Below are 19,071 nucleotides of genomic sequence, written 5' to 3'. Positions count from 1 at the left end.
TTTCCAATTCTTAAATCGTAATTCAAAATGAAATTATTTGATGTATATCCTCTCATTCCAGTCACTATTGACAAAGCGCTAGGTGCTCAACTTTGGGATGAGAATGGTCAAGAATATTTAGATCTCTATGGAGGTCATGCAGTTATTTCCATTGGTCACACCCATCCTCACTATGTGAAGCGGATCAAAGACCAATTGGACAAAATGGGATTTTATTCGAATTCCATTCAGATTCCTATCCAAAAAGACTATGCCACTAAATTAGGTGAGCTTTCAGGCCTTCCTGATTATCAATTATTCCTGTGTAATTCCGGTGCTGAAGCCAATGAGAATGCCATTAAAATGGCCTCGTTTGCAACTGGAAAGCCAGGTTTCATCGCTTTTTCAGGTGGTTTTCATGGTAGAACATCAGGTGCCGTTGCATTGACGGACAATCCCAAAATTGTCGCTCCTTGTAATGCTCGCGAGGATTTTCACATCCTTCCTTTTGGAGATTTGGAGTCAGTGGAAAAAACTTTGAAAGAGGGAAACATAGCTGGAATCATCATTGAAGGAATCCAAGGAGTTGGTGGGATTCAAGTTCCCTCTCCAGCCTTTCTAAAAGGTTTGGCTGACTTGGCCAACCAATATGATGCAAAATTGATTTTGGATGAGGTTCAGTCTGGATTTGGACGTACAGGTAAGTTCTTTGCTTTCCAAAATGTAGAAGGAATCAATCCAGATTTGATTTCCATGGCAAAAGGAATGGGTAATGGATTTCCAATAGGAGGTTTGTTGATTTCTCCTGAATTCCAAGCTAGCTATGGACTTTTGGGTACCACTTTTGGAGGAAATCATTTGGCATGTGCAGCTGGTATTGCTGTCTTGGAAGTGATGGAACAAGAGGACTTAATTACTAATTCTCAGGAGCTTGGTGAGAAAGTGATTGCAGAGCTTAAAACAATCCCTGGAGTGAAGGAAGTTAGAGGAACTGGTTTGATGATTGGGATTGATCTGGATCGCGAAGCAGGACCTGTAAGATCTGAATTAGTGAACAAATACAAAATTTTCACTGGTTCAGCCTCAAAAAAGGAAACGATTCGTTTGCTTCCACCCTTGTCCATTGAATGGAATCAGTTAAATTCGTTTTTAGTAGCCCTAAAGGAAATCCTCAGCAAATAAACTTGATGAATTCTTCAATTACCCACTTTACACAATTCGACTCCAAGGCATTAGGTGAACAACTCATTCAGGATGCTCTTTATTTCAAAGCCAATCCCCGTGCAGATCTCACAAAAGGTCGAGGAAAAAGGATTGGATGTATTTTCTTAAATCCATCTTTGAGAACTAGAGTTTCTACTCAAATCGCAGCTCAAAATCTTGGTATGGAACCTATCGTCTTGAATATGGACAAAGAAGGTTGGGCTTTGGAAATGAAAGAAGGAGCTATTATGAATCAGGGCACCGTCGAGCATATCAAGGATGCTGCAGGTGTTTTAGGGACTTATTTTGATATTTTGGCTATCCGGGCTTTTCCTACATTGACTGACAAGGAAAATGACATCAATGATTACGTGATTAGTCAGTTTATGAAATACACCGGTACTCCTATCGTCAGCTTGGAATCTGCAATCAGACATCCTCTTCAGAGTTTGGCAGATCAAGTTACCATACATGAGCATAGTGTTGAAAGCAAAAGGCCAAAAGTTGTTTTGACTTGGGCTCCTCATATCAAGGCGATTCCTCATGCTGTTGCCAATAGCTTTGCAGAATGGACTGCGGGAATGGAACATGATCTGACAATCACTCATCCTGAAGGTTATGAGTTGGATGAGAAATTTACCAAAGGTGCTAAAATTGAGTATGATCAATCCAAAGCCTTGGAAGAGGCTGATTTTGTTTATGTGAAAAACTGGTCTTCATTTCAGGATTATGGCAAAATCCATTGCACGGATACCTCTTGGATGTTGACAGAGGATCATTTGAAAAATGCTCCAAATGCTAAAATTATGCATTGTTTGCCTGTAAGAAGAAATGTGGAATTATCTGATGAAATGTTGGATGGACCGCGTTCATTGGTACAAAAGCAAGCAGAAAATAGAATATACGCTGCCCAATCTGTGATCAATCACTTGTTGGACAGCAATTTTTAAGTACCCTTATTATGAAGATTAGTATTATCAAGATCGGTGGCAATGTGATTGACTTTCCTGAAAAGCTTGATGAGTTTTTGGGACAGTTTGCCAAATTTCCTGGACATAAAATTTTGGTCCATGGAGGAGGAATTATGGCTTCCCGATTTGGTGAATCTTTAGGCGTAATGCCAGAAATGGTTGATGGAAGAAGGATTACCGACAAAGATACTTTGGATGTAGTAACCATGGTTTATGCCGGTTTAATCAATAAAAACATCATAGCCAAATTGCAGGCATTGCATGTGAATGGAATTGGAATGAGTGGTGCCGATGGAAATATTATCCGATCAAAAAAGCGTCCTGTCAAAGGAATTGATTATGGTTTTGTTGGTGATATACAGGAAGTTAATACTGATTTAATCAAGCATTTGTTAAGTGCTGATTTAGTTCCAGTTTTGAGTGCAATCACCCATGATAAAAAGGGACAATTATTGAATACCAATGCTGATAGCATCGCCTCTGCACTAGCTACTAGTTTGGCAAAAGAGCATCAAGTGAATCTTTATTTCTGCTTTAACAAAAGCGGAGTTCTATTGGATGAAAAGAATGAAAATTCTATCATTCCTAGAATCAATGAAGATATCTATGCTGAATTGAGAAAGGAGAATGTGATTCATTCAGGCATGATTCCAAAATTGGACAATGCATTCGAAGCACTTCAAAAAGGAGTACATAATGTGTGGATCGGAAAAGCTGAAAACTTATTACTTTCCATCAAAGGCAAACTATCGGGGACTATCATCGAACGACACAGATACGATCTATATTAATGGAAATACAAACAGGAATTGTTCAGGATGCTATTGAGCTTTTGAAGGATTTGATTTCAACTCCTTCCCTTTCTAGAAAAGAAGAAGATACAGCCACCCTGATCAGTAGGTTTTTCATTGAGAGAGATGTAGATATTAAGCGAAAAGGCAATAATATTTGGGCTTTTGCCAACAAGTTTGTCCCTTCCAAACCAACCATTTGGTTGAATTCTCACCATGATACTGTTAAACCAAATGTCGGCTATACCAAAGATCCTTTCCAAGCCATAGTTGAAGAAGGAAAACTTTTTGGATTAGGTTCCAATGATGCAGGAGGTCCATTAGTCTCTTTGATTGCCGCATTTCTTCATTTCAAAGGAGTTGATCTTCCATTTAATTTGATCATGATTGCCTCTGCTGAAGAAGAAATTTCTGGGGCACACGGAATTGCACATGTTATTTCAGAATTACCTGAGCCTGAATTAGCCATCGTTGGCGAGCCAACTTTGATGAATCTAGCTGTGGCAGAAAAAGGCCTGATGGTCATCGATGCCAAAGTTTATGGAAAAGCTGGTCATGCAGCACGTGAGGAAGGAGAAAACGCACTTTATAAAGCCTTGGATGATTTGATCACAATCCGTGACTTCAAATTTGATCGAGTTTCGCCTTTTTTGGGTAAAACCAAAGTATCTGCCACCATCATCCAATCGGGTAGCCAACATAATGTAGTTCCTGATCTTTGTGAATACACTTTGGATGTTCGGGTAACAGATGCATATACGTTGGAAGAGGCTTTGGGAGAATTGGTCAATAGTCTTTCAGCAGAATTGACGCCACGATCTTTGAGACTTCAAAGTTCTCATGTACCCAAGGGTCATTTGATTTTGAAAGTAGCTGATGAATTGGGCTTAGAAAAGTATGGAAGCCCTACTCTTTCAGATCAGGCCTTGATCCCGTTTCCTTCGGTCAAAATCGGCCCCGGAGATTCTGCACGTTCTCATACTGCAGATGAATTCATTTATTTGGATGAAATAGAAAAAGGAATAACTGGATACGTTCAGCTCCTTGAAAAATACGCCTCTTTAAAATCTTCAAATTTATAATCTCATGAAAATCTGGCAAAAAGCCACCGATAGCAAAAAAGAAGTTGAATCCTTTACTATCGGTAGAGACCCGGAATTTGATTTGGTTCTTGCTCCCTTTGATGTCTTAGGTTCTATGGCTCATGCTCACATGTTGGCCAAAATTGGATTGCTAACGACAGAGGAAAATGAGATTCTTCAAAAAGGACTCAAAGAGATTTACCAGGAAATTGAAACTGGAAAATTTGTAATTGAGCCAGGAGTTGAGGATGTGCATTCCCAAGTAGAGTTCCTGTTGACAGAGCGATATGGGGATGTTGGTAAAAAGCTTCATTCCGGTAGAAGTAGAAATGACCAGGTTTTGGTGGATTTGAAACTGTATTACCGAGCTGCTATCCGTGGTTTGGTGGAAGCAAGTACTGAATTGACCACCTTACTTCTTGAATTGGCAGAAAAGCATAAAAAAGATTGGATGCCGGGTTATACGCATACTCAATTGGCCATGCCTTCTTCTTTTGGATTATGGTTTGGGGCTTTTGCAGAAGGGATCAGTGAAGATCTAGGCTTATTGAAGGCAGCTTTTGATTTAAGCAATAAAAATCCATTAGGTTCAGCTGCCGGTTATGGCTCTAGTTTTCCATTGGATAGAACAATGACCACCAATCTTTTGGGATTTGCTGACTTACATCATAATGTAATCAATGCTCAAAATAGCCGTGGAAAGACTGAAAGAACCTTAGGTTTTGCAGTTGCTGGAATGGCTGGAACACTCAATAGACTTGCCGATGATGTTTGCCTGTTCATGAATCAACATTTCGGTTTCATCAAATTTCCAGATGAATTGACGACCGGTTCCAGTATCATGCCTCATAAAAAGAATCCTGATGTATTTGAATTAATTAGAGCTAAGACCAATCAAATTCAGGCAGTTCCAAATACGATAGCACTTCTATTGACGAATTCTACTACAGGATATCATAGAGATCTTCAGTTGTTGAAAGAGGAAATATTCCCAGCAATAGATTCTCTTCAATCTTGTATTGAGATGACTACTTTCATGTTGAAGTCAATCCAGATCAAATCGGATATTCTTAAAGATTCTTTTTACAAGCATGTGTTCTCAGTAGAAGTTGTAAATGACTTGGTACTGGAGGGCATGCCGTTTAGAGATGCTTACAAAAAAGTAGGTTTGGATATTGAAAAAGATGATTTCAACCCTGATCAAAGTCAGTTGAAGCATAGCCATGAAGGAAGTATTGGAAATTTGAACCTTCCTGAGATCCAAGGAAAACTTGATTCAGCTATTCAAGCATTCCAATTTGGCAAAATCGATGAAGCCTTTAATAAGCTGATCCATTAAAATAGTCCCTCTTTACTAATTTTCAGGTTTTAATTATCTTAGATAAAGTTATTTTTGATGAGGATGGGTTTTTCCCGTCCTCAACAATAAACCCACATCTATGGATAATTCCCTTTTTGGCTCGAATCTGAAATATGATTTAAAATCGAGTCTTGTTGTATTTTTAGTTGCTCTCCCCCTTTGTTTGGGAATCGCTATTGCTAGCGGTGCTCCTCCTATGTCAGGACTGATTGCAGGAATCATTGGTGGAATAGTAGTCGGTTCTTTTTCTGGTTCACATGTTAGTGTAAGTGGACCTGCTGCAGGCCTTACAGTCATTGTACTTGATGCAATATCTTCATTAGGGACTTTCGAATTGTTTCTTGCCGCAGTTGTTGCAGCTGGGTTAATCCAAATGATTTTGGGTTTCTTAAAGGCAGGTGTTTTGGGCTACTACTTCCCTCATTCCGTGATCAAAGGGATGCTTACAGCAATTGGTTTGATCCTGATTTTGAAGCAGATTCCTCATGCCTTGGGTTATGATAAGGATACAATGGGAGATGAAACTTTTCTTCAAGCTGATTCACATAATACGATCACCGAAATTTGGTATGCTTTCAAGTACTTCAGTCCGGGTGCAATACCAATAGTTTTAATTTCATTGGGAATTATTCTCTTTTTTGACAGACCTCAAATCAAAAATCATAAAGTCCTGGGATTAATACCTGGAGCGCTTTGGGCAGTCATTGGTGGGATATTGATCAATCAATTCTATGGTACTTTTATAACTTCTTGGCAATTGGACGGAGAGCATTTGGTAAGTATTCCAGTAGTGGATAGTTTGACTTCTTTAGGCGGATTAGTCACTTTTCCGGATTTTGGATTACTAACAAGTCCTGAATTCTGGATTATTGCAGTTACAATAGCAATAATCGCAAGTATTGAAACTTTGCTTTGCTTAGAAGCCGGAGATAAAATGGATCCTTACAAAAGGTTATCTCCTTCTTCTAAGGAATTGGTTGCGCAAGGAATTGGGAATACTGTTTCAGGATTGATTGGTGGCCTACCTGTGACTGCAGTAATTGTTAGAACCTCAGCAAATATTAATTCAGGGGCAAAAACTAAACTTTCGGCTATTTTGCATGGGGTATTGTTATTGGTTTTGGTTATTGGGATTGCAAGCATTTTAAATTTAATTCCATTAAGTTGTCTTGCTGCAGTCCTTTTTGTGGTAGGATATAAATTGGCCAAACCAAGTCTTTTTATCAATGAATATAAAAAAGGTATCAATCAGTTTTTACCCTTTATCGTTACAGTAATTGCGATCTTGTTTACGGATCTTTTGGTGGGGATAGGTATCGGAATGATTTTCGGGATATTCTTTGTGATCAGAACGAATTATCAACGGTCTGTCATCGTAACTGAGCTGAAAGGTAGCTACCTGGTAAAGCTTCAAAAAGACGTGTCATTCCTGAACAAGGCCCCTTTGATGAAAAAATTATCAGAAATCCCTTCAGGTAGTGAAGTGATTCTAAATGCTACAAAAGCTAGATTTATTGATCATGATATTCAGGAGGTTTTAAATGATTTCATAGATAGCTCTCCTGATAAAAATATTACTGTAACTATAGAAGGATTTAATTTTAACCTGAACAAAACTATATGAATCCATACGAAAAACTACTTCTCCAAAACAAAGCTTGGTCTGAAGAAATGGTAGAAGTAGACAAGGAATTTTTTCAAAGATTAGCCAAACAACAAAAGCCCAAATTTTTATGGATTGGATGCTCGGATAGTAGAGTTCCTGCAAATGAAGTTACCGGAACTGATCCAGGTGAGATTTTTGTCCATAGAAATATCGCCAATATGGTGGTCCATACAGATTTGAATATGCTTTCTGTTCTTCAATATGCAGTTGAAGTATTGGAAGTGGAACATATTATAGTTTGTGGTCATTATGGCTGTGGTGGTGTGGATGCTGCATTGACCCCGAATCATTTGGGTTTGATCAATAAATGGCTAAGAAACATCAAAGAAGTCTATTCCAAACATCAGTCAGAGATTGACGCTATTGAGGTACATGCAGATAAAGTAGATAAACTAGTCGAAGTAAATGTCATTGAGCAATGTCAGGATTTGATCAAAACTTCCATTGTCCAAAAAGCTTGGGCGAATAGAAAAGCCCCGGAAATTCATGGATGGGTGTATGGACTCAAAGATGGACTTGTAAAGGAGTTAGTCACAATCAAGCCTGATTTCGACAACATCTCTCCCATCTTCCGTTATGACATGGATCAGCTCAAAGATTCATAAAAATTAAGAACTAGGTGAAATTCTTTTTTGAAAATTCACCTAGTTCTTACATCTTTACATCATCCTTTCACTTTTTCCGTGCAAGGATTTATAAAGAAGAGGCGAGAGACAGGCTCTATGACCCTCTGGCAACCTGGAAAAACCAAGGTGCCAATTCCTGCCAAATGAGATGGTCTTATTTGGAACTATAAATTCTCTGCGATATGAACAAAGGATTTTCAATCCCACTTACTGGACAAACCTCCCCTCTTTCAAAGAGATTTTATTCTATTTATTTCAACTCAATCTTTTCATTGAGCTGTTTTTTCTATGTCTTTTTTCTAAAACCATAAACCCATTAATTATGTCAGCGAACTATCGTTTCGAAACACTTCAGCTACATGCTGGACAGGAACCAGACCCAGCAACTAACGCAAGAGCGGTTCCTATTTACCAAACAACCTCTTATGTTTTCAATTCCGCAGAACATGGAGCAAACCTTTTTGGACTAAAAGAATTCGGGAACATTTATACCCGAATCATGAATCCTACCACAGATGTTTTTGAGAAACGTCTTGCAGCTCTAGAAGGTGGTGTGGCAGCAGTCGCTACGGCATCTGGTCAAGCTGCCCAATTCTTGGCTTTGAATAACATCCTACAGGCCGGTGATAATTTTGTGTCTACCTCATTCCTATATGGAGGTACATTCAATCAATTCAAAGTAGCCTTCAAAAGAATCGGTATTGAAGCAAGATTTGCCAAAGGAGATTCTCCAGAGGCTTTTGAAAAACTGATTGATTCCAAAACAAAAGCGATTTATTTGGAAACAATCGGTAACCCTGAATTCAATATTCCTGACTTTGATGCAATTGCCGCGGTAGCTAAAAAGCATGAAATCCCATTGGTAGTCGACAATACTTTTGGGGCAGGTGGATATTTATTTAACCCAATTAAGCACGGAGCCAACATTGTGACTTCCTCAGCTACCAAATGGATTGGTGGACACGGAACCTCTATTGGAGGTATCATTATCGATGCTGGGAATTTTAACTGGGGAAATGGAAAATACCCTCAGTTCAGTGAGCCTTCTGAAGGTTATCATGGATTGAACTTCTGGGATGTTTTTGGGGATGGGAACCCTCTAGGTCTTCCGAATATTGCTTTTGCGATCCGGACTAGAGTTGAAGGTTTGAGAGATTTTGGACCGGCAATCAGTCCATTCAATTCTTTCTTGCTTTTGCAAGGCTTAGAAACGCTTTCTCTAAGAGTTCAGAGAACTGTTGATAATGCCTTGGAATTGGCAAAATGGCTAGAAAATCATCCGAAAGTTCAAAAAGTAAACTATCCGGGTTTGGACTCATCTCCTTACAATGCTTTGGCTAAAAAGTATTTAAAAAATGGTTTTGGTGGTGTTTTAAGTTTCGAAGTGAAAGGAGACAAAGAACAAACCTCTGCCATCATTAATAATTTGAAATTGATTTCCCATTTGGCAAATGTAGGTGATGCAAAGACCTTGATTATTCAACCATCTGCGACCACTCACCAACAGCTATCTGAAGAAGAGCAAAAAGCATCAGGAGTTACTCCTACTCAACTTCGTATTTCCTTGGGAATAGAACACATAGAAGATATCAAAGCTGATCTTCAACAAGCATTTGATTCAATCTAAAATCAAGAATGAACCTTAAAAGTCAATACGCAACGATTACCATGTCTTTGGAATTATTTCAGTCCTTTGAAGCCCTTGAACTTGAGTCAGGGGAATCTTTCTCCCAATTTGATGTCGCTTATACTACTTATGGAAGTCTCAATGAGGATCAATCCAATGTGGTTTGGGTTGTACACGCCTTGACTGGTGATTCGAATGCCTCAGATTGGTGGAATGGATTAATTGGTGAAGACAAATTCTTTGACCCTTCAGATAAGTTTATCATCTGTGCCAATTTGTTGGGTTCCAATTATGGATCTACCAATCCTTTGAGTAAAAATCCAGAAACTGGGGAAACTTACTATTACGATTTTCCTCATGTGACACCACGTGATTTAGCCAATTCATTGGAAAGGCTAAGAAATCATTTGGGCTTGGAGCAAATCCATACCTTAATTGGGGGTTCTTTGGGCGGCCAAGTGGCGCTGGAATGGGCTATCACTTTGGGTTCAAAATTGAAGAATCTGGTCGTATTGGCTTCTACCTCACAATCTTCTCCTTGGGTTATTGGTTTTAATGAAACCCAGAGAATGGCAATCGAATCTGATTGTACTTGGGGAGAAAAAAGTGAGTTTGCTGGCCAAAAAGGTCTGGAAACAGCTAGAGCAATTGCTATGTTGAGTTACAGACATCCTGGTGATTTGCAGAAGAAACAAAAGGATCAGGATTCAAAACTGGATAATTTCAAAGCATCCTCTTACTTGCGCTATCAAGGACAAAAACTAGCCAAGCGATTCAATGCGCTCTCCTATTGGACTTTGTCCAAAACCATGGATAGTCATGATTTAGGAAGAAATAGAGGTGGTTTGGAAGCTGCTTTGGGATTAATCGAAGCCAAAGTATTAACTGTTGGTGTAGATACCGATTTGCTGTTTTTACCAGAAGAGTCTCAATTCATTTCCAAACATGTCAAAAGAGGAACCTATAAGGAAATCAAATCCTCGGCAGGCCACGATGCCTTTCTGATTGAGTTTGAACAATTAAGTTATTTCCTCCAATCCTTTTATTTGGAGCATGAATAAAGATTTTAATTTGGATTAAGTTTTTAAAAACCTCTGTGGAGATTCCATGGAGGTTTTTTTTATTCAATGACGCCAAATGTCAGAAAATTCAAATTTCTATTAGTTCAATAATGGCTTTCAAATTAGTTTTGGTTTCTAATGAAGCAAGCATTGAATCAAGCTATTATCGAACATCAGGGAATGGAATTGTGGCTGTTAAAGGAAAAGGCTATTTGGATTCCTGAATTGAAAACTCTTTTGGTTTCAGATGTTCATTTTGGAAAGGCTGCTCATTTTAGAAAGTCTGGAATTCCCATTCCGGAACCAATCCATCAAGAAGATTTAGAAGGTTTGAAAAGACTATTTCAACATTTCAATCCATCCGATGTTTACTTTTTAGGAGATTTGTTTCACAGCGATTGGAATGGACAATGGGACGTTTTAATGAAGTTTTTGAGGGATTTTGATAAAATCTCATTCCATTTGGTTCAAGGTAACCACGATGTCCTTTCCTCGGAATTTTATGGAAATAGTCCGATGAAAATTCATCAACAGCCGGTTTTCCTATCCCAGTTGATGCTTTCCCATGAGCCAATAGAAAATGTGCCAGATGGATATTTAAATCTTTGTGGACACATTCATCCGGGAGTCCGCTTAATGGGATTGGGTAGACAATCAGTGAGGATTTCTTGTTTTTATCTGGAACAGAACAGAATGATTCTACCAGCTTTTGGGAATTTTACCGGATTGGCTTTGATGAAACCTCGACCTCAATCAAAAATTTATGGAATTACCACAGAAAAAGTGATTCTTATCCATTCCTGAAACAAATTGGCAAAATCCTTGGGGATGATTAGCTTTGATAGGAATTTATAAAACCAAATGGCAAACTACCCTCGCAAGAAAAAGACTTTAGGGCATTTCAAATACGGAAGCGTACTCTTTAGCACAACTCTTTCTCTATTTATTGTTGGACTTTTTGGAGTCATTTTGATTCAAGCAAAAACATTGACCAGTTTGATCCGGGAAAATGTCGAAGTCCAGATCTTTTTGGATAAAAATTTAAAAGCAGAAGAAATTACTGCAGTTAAAAATAATCTTGCCAGTCGTCCTTTTGTATTGATCAAAGAGGATACAGTTAGTCTTCGTTACATTTCCAATGAAGATGCAGCCAAAACTTTCATAGAAAGTACAGGTGAAGATTTTACAAAATTTTTGGAGGATAATCCTTTGAGAGATAGCTATGTTATCACCATTTCTGAGGAATTCCAGACAGCCGATCAATTGGAAAGCATTGCCACAGAATTGGAAGCCATTCCTGGTGTTTTTGAAGTTTCCTATATGACAGATTTGGTAGAATCGATCAATAAAAACTTGGTAAAAGTTACCTTGGTAATGGGTGGATTTATCCTGATTTTGATAATCACTGTCGTGATGTTGATCAATAATACCATTCGCTTGGCCTTGTTTTCACAAAGATTCCTAATTAGATCCATGCAATTGGTCGGTGCCACTAGGGCATTTATCAGAAAGCCTTTTCTGATGCGTTCCTGGGTATTTGGAATGCTTGCAGGAGCTTTTGCTTCTCTCATTTTATTTGGATTAATTTCCTATACTCAAACCGCAATTGAGGGTTTTGCATTACTTCAAAACCAAGAACTGATGTTGATTCTTTTTGGAATTTTGGTAGTTGTGGGTGGAATTCTATCAGTTCTCAGTACCTTGCGAGCTGTTAATAAGTATCTCAATATGACATTGGACGAATTGTATTAATATGAGTAAAGCATCTTTTCCTTTTTCCAGAAAAAATTACAAGCTGATGTTTATCGGGATCGGTTTGATCATTTTGGGCTTTATCTTGATTGGTTTAGATCCTGAGCCACACGGAAATGGAGTCTTGGGATTGACCATTGGTCCAATTGTTACCCTAGCTGGATTTATTTTTGAGTTTTATGCCATCTTGGCAAAATCAGAAAAGAATAGCTGATTCTATCGGCCAAATTTCTATTTCAACACATGCAAGAACAAGCCTACGCAGAGGTCTTTTTGATTGACAAACCGAAAGAATGGACTTCTTTTGATGTTGTCAAAAAGGTGCGAAATGCACTTAAAATCAAAAAGGTTGGCCATGCAGGTACCCTTGACCCCTTAGCAACTGGTTTATTGATCGTTTGTGCCGGTAAAATGACCAAACAGATAGAAACCTTCATGGGTCAGGAAAAAGAATACACCGGAACTTTCGTCATCGGTGAAACCACAGAGTCCTTTGATCTGGAAAAACCAGTTGAATTTGTTGCTAATGCATCCCATATCACCTTGGAAGATGTAAAAGCAGCAGCACTCCAGTTGACTGGAGATATCATGCAGGTCCCTCCTATGCACTCAGCGATAAAGGTTGATGGCAAACGTATCTATGAATCTGCAAGAAAAGGGTTGGACGTAAAAATGGAGCCTAGACCTGTTCAAGTCAGAGAGTTTGAAATCATTTCTTTTCAAGATAGAGTTGTTGAATTTCGGATTTCTTGCTCCAAAGGAACCTATATAAGAAGCTTAGCAAGAGATTTAGGTGAAATATTGGGAGTTGGCGCCTATATGAGTTCACTTTGTAGAACCAGAATTGGAGAATTTCAATTGGAGGATGCCAAAGATCTTTTGCCTTTAATAGAAGAAATAAAAGCCCGAAGAGCAGATGAAAATCTATGAGGGATTAAATGAGTTCTTGCCAGTCAAAAATCCAGTAGTCACTAGTGGAACTTTTGATGGTGTTCATTTAGGACATCAGAAAATATTACATAGAATCCGTGAAATCGCCCGCTCAGTGGAAGGCGAGACGGTTTTGATCACTTTTTGGCCTCATCCCCGATTGGTTCTTTATCCTGAAGAGCACAAACTTCGTTTACTTTCAACTTTTGAAGAAAAGGCCAAACTGCTTCGTCAGTTTGGTATTGATCATTTGGTTACTATTCCTTTTACCAAGGAGTTTTCCCAATTGACTTCCAAGGAGTTTATCGAAGAGGTAATTGTCAATAGAATCCAAACCAAAAAGTTGGTCATTGGGTATGATCATCGCTTTGGGAAAAACCGTGAAGGATCGTTCGAATACTTGAAAGAGAACTGTTCTTCCTATGGTTTTGAATTGGAAGAGATTTCTAGACAGGATGTTGATGAGATCGGAGTTTCCAGTACCAAAATCCGCCAGGCATTAGAATCCGGGGATATCGAAACAGCCAATTCTTATTTGGGAAGACCCTATGAATTGAATGGTTTGGTGGTCAAAGGACAGCAGATCGGAAGATCGATCGGTTTTCCTACAGCCAATGTTCATATCCCAAATGATTATAAATTAATCCCCAAAGACGGGGTCTATGCTGTGGAAGCTTCTGTGAATGGAAGCATTTACAAATCCATGCTAAATATTGGGAATCGTCCTACTGTAGACGGTAGCAAAAAATCAGTGGAAGCTCATCTGTTTGATTTTCAAGGAGACCTTTATGATAAACAAATCACAATTTATCTGAAGGCATACTTGAGAGAAGAGCAAAAATTTGAGAATTTAGAAGGACTAAAAGCTCAATTGCACAAAGATCAGCAGAGAGCCAAACTCATTTTATAAACCCAATTATGATCAATAAAGTAATAAAAGACGCCCAGGAAGCCGTAAAGGACATTCCCAGTGGTTCATTTTTGATGATGGGGGGATTCGGTTTGAGTGGGATACCCGAAAACTGCATTTCTGCCCTTTTGAAAAGAGAAATCAATGGTTTGACCATTGTTTCCAATAATGCCGGAGTCGATGACTTTGGAATTGGCCTTTTGCTGAAAAAGAAAATGGTCAAAAAGATGATCTCTAGCTATGTCGGAGAGAATGCAGAATTTGAAAGACAGCTTCTTTCCGGTGAATTGGAAGTAGACCTGATTCCACAAGGAACTTTGGCAGAAAGAGTCAGAGCCGGTGGAGCTGGAATTCCAGCCTTCTTCACTCCTGCCGGAGTCGGAACCGAGGTGGCTGAAGGAAAAGAAATCCGAGAGTTTGATGGCAAACTCTATTTGATGGAAAGATGGCTAAGAGCAGACTTTTCTCTTGTAAAAGCCTGGAAAGGTGATACTGCGGGAAATTTAATATTTAAAGGTACAGCAAGGAATTTCAATCCTATCATGGCAGCGGCTGGTAAAATCTGCATAGCTGAAGTGGAAGAATTGGTTCCTGCTGGAGAGTTGGACCCCAATCAGATTCATACACCTGGAATTTATGTTCAGCGGATTTTTGAAGGGAAAGATTATGAAAAGCGAATTGAACAAAGGACTGTATCCCATTCCTGATTTTCTAATCTCAAAACTTCAAGAATTATGTTGACTAAAGAACAAATAGCCCAAAGAATAGCCCAAGAAGTCCGAAATGGACAATACATCAACTTAGGAATCGGCATCCCTACCCTAGTTGCCAATTACATTCCGGAGGATTTGGAAGTAGTTTTGCAATCAGAAAATGGATTATTAGGAATTGGCCCTTTTCCTACGGAAGATAAAATTGATCCGGATTTAATTAATGCAGGAAAGCAAACCATTACCATGGTTAAAGGTTCAGTATTATTTAATTCCGCAGAATCCTTTGCCATGATCAGAGGTGGTCATGTACATTTGACAATATTAGGAGCCATGGAAGTTTCAGAAAATGGTGATATCGCCAACTGGAAGATTCCTGGCAAAATGGTCAAAGGAATGGGGGGAGCCATGGATTTGGTTGCTTCAGCTGAAAATATCATCGTTGCCATGCAGCATTGTAGTAGAAGTGGTGACTCCAAGCTATTGAAGGAATGCTCCTTGCCTATTACAGGTATTAGATGTGTGAAGAAAATAGTAACCGATCTGGCTGTTCTTGAAGTCGCGGCTGAAGGTGGTTTTATTTTGAAAGAAAGAGCACCTGGAGTATCAGTTGAGGAGATTCAATCAAAGACAGAAGGCAAGTTGATTATTGAAGGAGAAATCCCTGAAATGAAATTTTAAGAAAAAATGGAACCCGGGGAAGCTGGATTTGGTTTCACCCAAAATTTATAAAATGAAAAAGTCAGATATAAAATTTCAAATCGCCCTTGACGAAAATAATGTACCAAAAGAAATCCTATGGGATGCATCAGATAAAGAGTCTGAGGGATTGGAGTCTACAAAAAGTATCAGTTTGAATGTTTGGGATAACTTGAACCAAAGTACGCTGAGAATAGATTTGTGGACAGATGAAATGTCTGTAGTGGAGATGAAAAGATTTTACATCGATGTGATTGGAGGTATGGCACAAACGATATTGACGAGTACAGGCGATGAATATATGTCTGAAGAGATGAAAGATTTATGTGATCGATTAGTCAAACATGTCAATGAAGAAAATGCCAAAAACAAATAAAATAAGAGCCTGATATTTAATCAGGCTTTTTTTTGATCTAGAGCAAATCTCAGATTTTTATTTAGGATTTTTTAATAATAATTAAAGTCTTATTCCGATTCTCTAAAGTTCTCCGCAATTCATTCTCAGTTTTTCATTAATAGAGCTAAAGTTTCCAAAATCACCCTCTAATTTCCCGTATAGGGCGAAAATGTTTTTTTTGGATATACCGTTTTATATTCACTTTTTACAATAAATTCGGTACGAAACTAATCCCTATGGTCTATTTCTAATAGATTATAATTTAAAACCCCTTAATAGCCTATGAGCAATTTTACTCACAAATTTTCTAGGTATATGGCATCATTTGTCATCCTAGTTTCCTTGAGTATAGGAACAGTGTTTGCGCAAACTACCATTTCTGGTAATGTGACAGATGCAGAGTCTGGCGAGACTTTAGTTGGAGTTAATATTATTGTAAAAGGAAAGGTAATTGGCACAATTACCGATCTTGATGGCAACTTTAACCTAAATGTAAATCAAGAGCCTCCTTTCACTTTGATTTTCTCGATGGTCGGTTATACTAGCCAAGAAATTGAAATCAGTGGTGGAGTATCAAACCTAGATGTGAAGCTTCAAGAGTCAACAGTACTCGGACAGGAAGTCGTGATTTCCGCCTCAAGGGTTGAGGAGAGTGTAATGAAGTCTCCAGTGTCTGTAGAGAAGATGGATATCATAGCAATAAGAGAAGTGCCACAAGCAAGTTTCTATGATGCTTTGAATAACTTGAAAGGCGTGGAAATGAGCACTCAATCACTCACTTTCAAATCTTTCAACACGCGAGGATTCAATGCCAACGGTAACGTAAGAACGGTTCAGATGATTGATGGAATGGATAATCAAGCCCCAGGCTTGAACTTCTCTGTTGGTAATATTCTAGGTATCTCAGAATTGGATTTGGAAAGTGTTGAGCTACTGCCTGGTGCTTCTTCTGCCCTTTATGGACCGAATGCTATCAATGGAATATTGTTAATGACTTCAAAAAACCCATTCCAATACCAAGGTCTTTCTGCAAATGTGAAAACCGGTATCATGAATCAAGGTGAAAGAAGTACTGCTACCACCGGATTTTATGACTTTAGCGCAAGATATGCTAAGGCTTTCAACGATAAAGTCGCATTCAAGGTAAACTTGCAATACCTAAGAGCTGATGATTGGCAAGCAAATGATTTCAGAGATCAATCTCTATTGAATGGATCGACAATTGAAGGAGGAACAAGAGAAAATAATCCAGCTTACAATGGTGTAAACATCTACGGAGATGAGACCAATGTCAATATGTTCTCTGTGGCTCAATCCATGGTTGGAGCAGGGGTTTTACCTGCAGCAGCATTAGGAATCATTCCTCAAACTTATGTTTCCAGAACTGGATATATGGAGCGTGATCTAGCGGATTATGGTACCAAATCTTTGAAATTGAATGCTGCTTTGCATTGGAGATTGAATGACAGAGTTGAAGCTGTTCTTCAAGGCAATTATGGATACGGAACGACTGTCTATACAGGAGCTGATAGATATTCTATCCGTAATTTCAACATGGGACAGTACAAAGCTGAATTGAAAGGCGCCAACTGGTATGTTAGAGCTTATACTACTCAGGAGAGATCCGGAGATGCATTTGCAGTAGGTACTGCAGCCCAAGGTATAAATGAAGCGTGGAAAGCAAGTACTCAATGGTTCCCTGAATATGTTGGAGCTTATGCACAAGCTATTTTAGGTGGAATGACATCAGATGCTGCACATGGAGCTGCAAGAGCATATGCTGATCAAGGAAGATATTTGCCTGGTTCTACTGAATTCAAAAATGCATTGAAAGATGTGACTTCAAGACCAATTCCCGGAAACGCTTCAGGTGTAGGGGCCCAATTTGTTGATAAAACGAACCTTTATCATTTCGAAGGTTCTTATAATCTTGCTGATCAAATAAAATTTGCCGAATTCGTAGTTGGAGCTAATTATAGAATCTATCAATTGAACTCTGAAAAAACACTTTTTGCAACTGATGAAAATGGGAATGAGTTCAATATCAAAGAATACGGCGGCTATGTACAAGGCTCCAAAATGTTGTTCAATGATAGATTTAAACTCACTGCATCTGTTCGCTATGATAAAAACGAAAACTTCCAAGGCCAGTGGTCTCCAAGAGTTTCTGGTGTATATTCTGTAGGAGATCATAATTTCAGAGCCTCCTATCAGACTGGATTTAGAATCCCAACAACCCAAGATCAATACATCGACTTATTGACTCCTCAAGCAAGATTAATCGGAGGATTGCCGATCTTTAGAGACCGCTATAATTTAAATAGCAACCCTGGTTACACTCTTACCAATGTAACTCAATATGGAGCAGGAGTTGCAGCAGATGTGAATAATCCAGCGATTATTCAAGCAGCAATTCAACAAGCAACTCAATTGGTGATGCAGCAAGTGGCTGCAGGTCAGATTCCTAATGATCCAGATGCTATTCAGGCAGCTGTAGCCACATTGGTTCCTCAGGTGGTTCCTTTCTTGGCTGCACAAAACAATTTGGCAACACTTCAACCATATGAATTGTCTGAATTCAAGCCAGAAAGAGTTAAGTCATTTGAAGTTGGATATAAAGGATTGTTTGCCAATCGCTTATTGGTAGATGCATATGCCTATTTCAACAGATTTGAAAACTTCATTGGAGGTCAAGTTTTAATTCAAGACGGAAATCCTGACACAGGTTCTACAGGTCCTAATCCAATCACTGGTTTAAACCTGATAGGCGTAGGCCCAGGAGGTAGAAATGTATTTTCTATGCCTGTAAACAGAACTGAAGTAATCAAATCTTGGGGATGGGCTGTTGGAATGGATTACAAACTTCCGAAGAATTACTCGATCGGAGGTAATGTTTCATTCAACACGCTTTCCAACCTAGATGAATTAGCTGAAACTGGTTTCCAGCCTAGCTTCAATACTCCAGAATATAGATATGTATTGAATTTCGCTAACAGAGAAGTATGGAAAAACTTTGGTTTCTCCATGGCTTATAGATGGCAAGGAGAATTCGTATGGCAATCCTCTTTTGTTTCTCCAGCAGTATCCTCCTCTCAAATGTCTGTGATGCCTGCTTTTGGAACATTCGATGCACAAGTAAGCTATAAATTGAAGAGCATCAAGTCTATCCTAAAAGTAGGTGGTTCTAACTTGTTCTCTGATGGGTATCGTCAAGCTTGGGGTAACCCAACAGTTGGTACCATGTACTTTGTTAGCTTGACTTTTGATGAATTCTTGAATTAATCAACGATAACCCCTCATAAAAAAT

18 protein-coding genes and 1 riboswitch are annotated in these 19,071 nt (G+C 38.8%); all 18 genes read left to right on the top strand.

The genetic code is table 11. The features are described from left to right. Window positions 1-27: 27 nt before the first annotated feature. The gene (locus O0V13_RS05070) at window positions 28-1,161 is read left to right on the top strand and encodes an aspartate aminotransferase family protein (RefSeq protein ID WP_268033910.1); all 1,134 of its coding nucleotides are present in this window, start codon (window positions 28-30) and stop codon (window positions 1,159-1,161) included. Window positions 1,162-1,178: 17 nt separating this feature from the next. After that, a complete protein-coding gene (locus O0V13_RS05065; RefSeq protein WP_268034188.1) occupies window positions 1,179-2,132 on the top strand; it encodes an acetylornithine carbamoyltransferase in 954 nt (317 codons plus the stop codon). Between the two features lie 11 nt (window positions 2,133-2,143). Beyond that, window positions 2,144-2,944 (top strand): acetylglutamate kinase, encoded by an 801-nt coding sequence (gene argB, locus O0V13_RS05060; protein ID WP_268033909.1) that lies wholly within the window; start codon window positions 2,144-2,146, stop codon window positions 2,942-2,944. Beyond that, window positions 2,944-4,026, top strand: a complete 1,083-nt coding sequence (locus O0V13_RS05055) for a M20 family metallo-hydrolase (protein WP_268033908.1) — start codon at window positions 2,944-2,946, stop codon at window positions 4,024-4,026. Before argB ends, O0V13_RS05055 begins: the two co-directional genes overlap by 1 nt. 4 nt (window positions 4,027-4,030) lie before the next feature. Continuing rightward, complete coding sequence (gene argH, locus O0V13_RS05050) at window positions 4,031-5,365, top strand: argininosuccinate lyase (RefSeq protein WP_268033907.1); 1,335 nt, start codon at window positions 4,031-4,033, stop codon at window positions 5,363-5,365. Between the two features lie 100 nt (window positions 5,366-5,465). Then, complete coding sequence (locus O0V13_RS05045) at window positions 5,466-7,010, top strand: SulP family inorganic anion transporter (protein WP_268033906.1); 1,545 nt, start codon at window positions 5,466-5,468, stop codon at window positions 7,008-7,010. Next, a complete protein-coding gene (gene can / locus O0V13_RS05040) occupies window positions 7,007-7,657 on the top strand; it encodes a carbonate dehydratase (RefSeq protein ID WP_268033905.1) in 651 nt (216 codons plus the stop codon). The genes O0V13_RS05045 and can overlap by 4 nt, the downstream gene beginning before the upstream one ends. Window positions 7,658-7,742: 85 nt before the next feature. Then, window positions 7,743-7,851: riboswitch (SAM riboswitch) on the top strand. Window positions 7,852-8,000: 149 nt separating this feature from the next. Further along, window positions 8,001-9,305: an O-acetylhomoserine aminocarboxypropyltransferase/cysteine synthase family protein gene (locus tag O0V13_RS05035; protein ID WP_268033904.1), complete on the top strand. Its 1,305-nt coding sequence runs from the start codon at window positions 8,001-8,003 to the stop codon at window positions 9,303-9,305. Between the two features lie 8 nt (window positions 9,306-9,313). Next, window positions 9,314-10,366 carry a homoserine O-acetyltransferase family protein gene (locus O0V13_RS05030; RefSeq protein WP_268033903.1) on the top strand — a complete coding sequence of 351 codons (1,053 nt, stop codon included), beginning with the start codon at window positions 9,314-9,316 and terminating at the stop codon, window positions 10,364-10,366. 138 nt (window positions 10,367-10,504) lie between these two features. Continuing rightward, a complete protein-coding gene (gene pdeM, locus O0V13_RS05025; protein WP_268033902.1) occupies window positions 10,505-11,170 on the top strand; it encodes a ligase-associated DNA damage response endonuclease PdeM in 666 nt (221 codons plus the stop codon). A gap of 57 nt (window positions 11,171-11,227) precedes the next feature. Next, a complete protein-coding gene (locus O0V13_RS05020) occupies window positions 11,228-12,118 on the top strand; it encodes a cell division protein FtsX (RefSeq protein WP_268033901.1) in 891 nt (296 codons plus the stop codon). Between the two features lies 1 nt (window position 12,119). Then, window positions 12,120-12,332, top strand: a complete 213-nt coding sequence (locus O0V13_RS05015) for a DUF3098 domain-containing protein (RefSeq protein WP_073570242.1) — start codon at window positions 12,120-12,122, stop codon at window positions 12,330-12,332. A 29-nt stretch (window positions 12,333-12,361) separates the two neighbouring features. Continuing rightward, a complete protein-coding gene (gene truB, locus O0V13_RS05010) occupies window positions 12,362-13,048 on the top strand; it encodes a tRNA pseudouridine(55) synthase TruB (RefSeq protein ID WP_268033900.1) in 687 nt (228 codons plus the stop codon). Further along, window positions 13,035-13,958 carry a bifunctional riboflavin kinase/FAD synthetase gene (locus O0V13_RS05005; protein ID WP_268033899.1) on the top strand — a complete coding sequence of 308 codons (924 nt, stop codon included), beginning with the start codon at window positions 13,035-13,037 and terminating at the stop codon, window positions 13,956-13,958. The genes truB and O0V13_RS05005 overlap by 14 nt, the downstream gene beginning before the upstream one ends. A gap of 8 nt (window positions 13,959-13,966) precedes the next feature. After that, a complete protein-coding gene (locus O0V13_RS05000; RefSeq protein ID WP_268033898.1) occupies window positions 13,967-14,665 on the top strand; it encodes a CoA transferase subunit A in 699 nt (232 codons plus the stop codon). Window positions 14,666-14,692: 27 nt separating this feature from the next. Next, window positions 14,693-15,349 (top strand): 3-oxoacid CoA-transferase subunit B, encoded by a 657-nt coding sequence (locus O0V13_RS04995; RefSeq protein ID WP_268033897.1) that lies wholly within the window; start codon window positions 14,693-14,695, stop codon window positions 15,347-15,349. A 52-nt stretch (window positions 15,350-15,401) separates the two neighbouring features. Further along, window positions 15,402-15,743: a gliding motility protein GldC gene (gene gldC, locus O0V13_RS04990; RefSeq protein WP_268033896.1), complete on the top strand. Its 342-nt coding sequence runs from the start codon at window positions 15,402-15,404 to the stop codon at window positions 15,741-15,743. A gap of 336 nt (window positions 15,744-16,079) precedes the next feature. Continuing rightward, window positions 16,080-19,046 carry a carboxypeptidase-like regulatory domain-containing protein gene (locus O0V13_RS04985; protein ID WP_268033895.1) on the top strand — a complete coding sequence of 989 codons (2,967 nt, stop codon included), beginning with the start codon at window positions 16,080-16,082 and terminating at the stop codon, window positions 19,044-19,046. Window positions 19,047-19,071 lie beyond the last annotated feature (25 nt).

This window comes from Algoriphagus sp. PAP.12 (assembly GCF_026652115.1).
Classification (GTDB): Bacteria; Bacteroidota; Bacteroidia; order Cytophagales; family Cyclobacteriaceae; genus Algoriphagus.
Note: the sequence above shows the minus strand (reverse complement) of the source record. Positions and strands in the feature narration are given on the sequence as shown.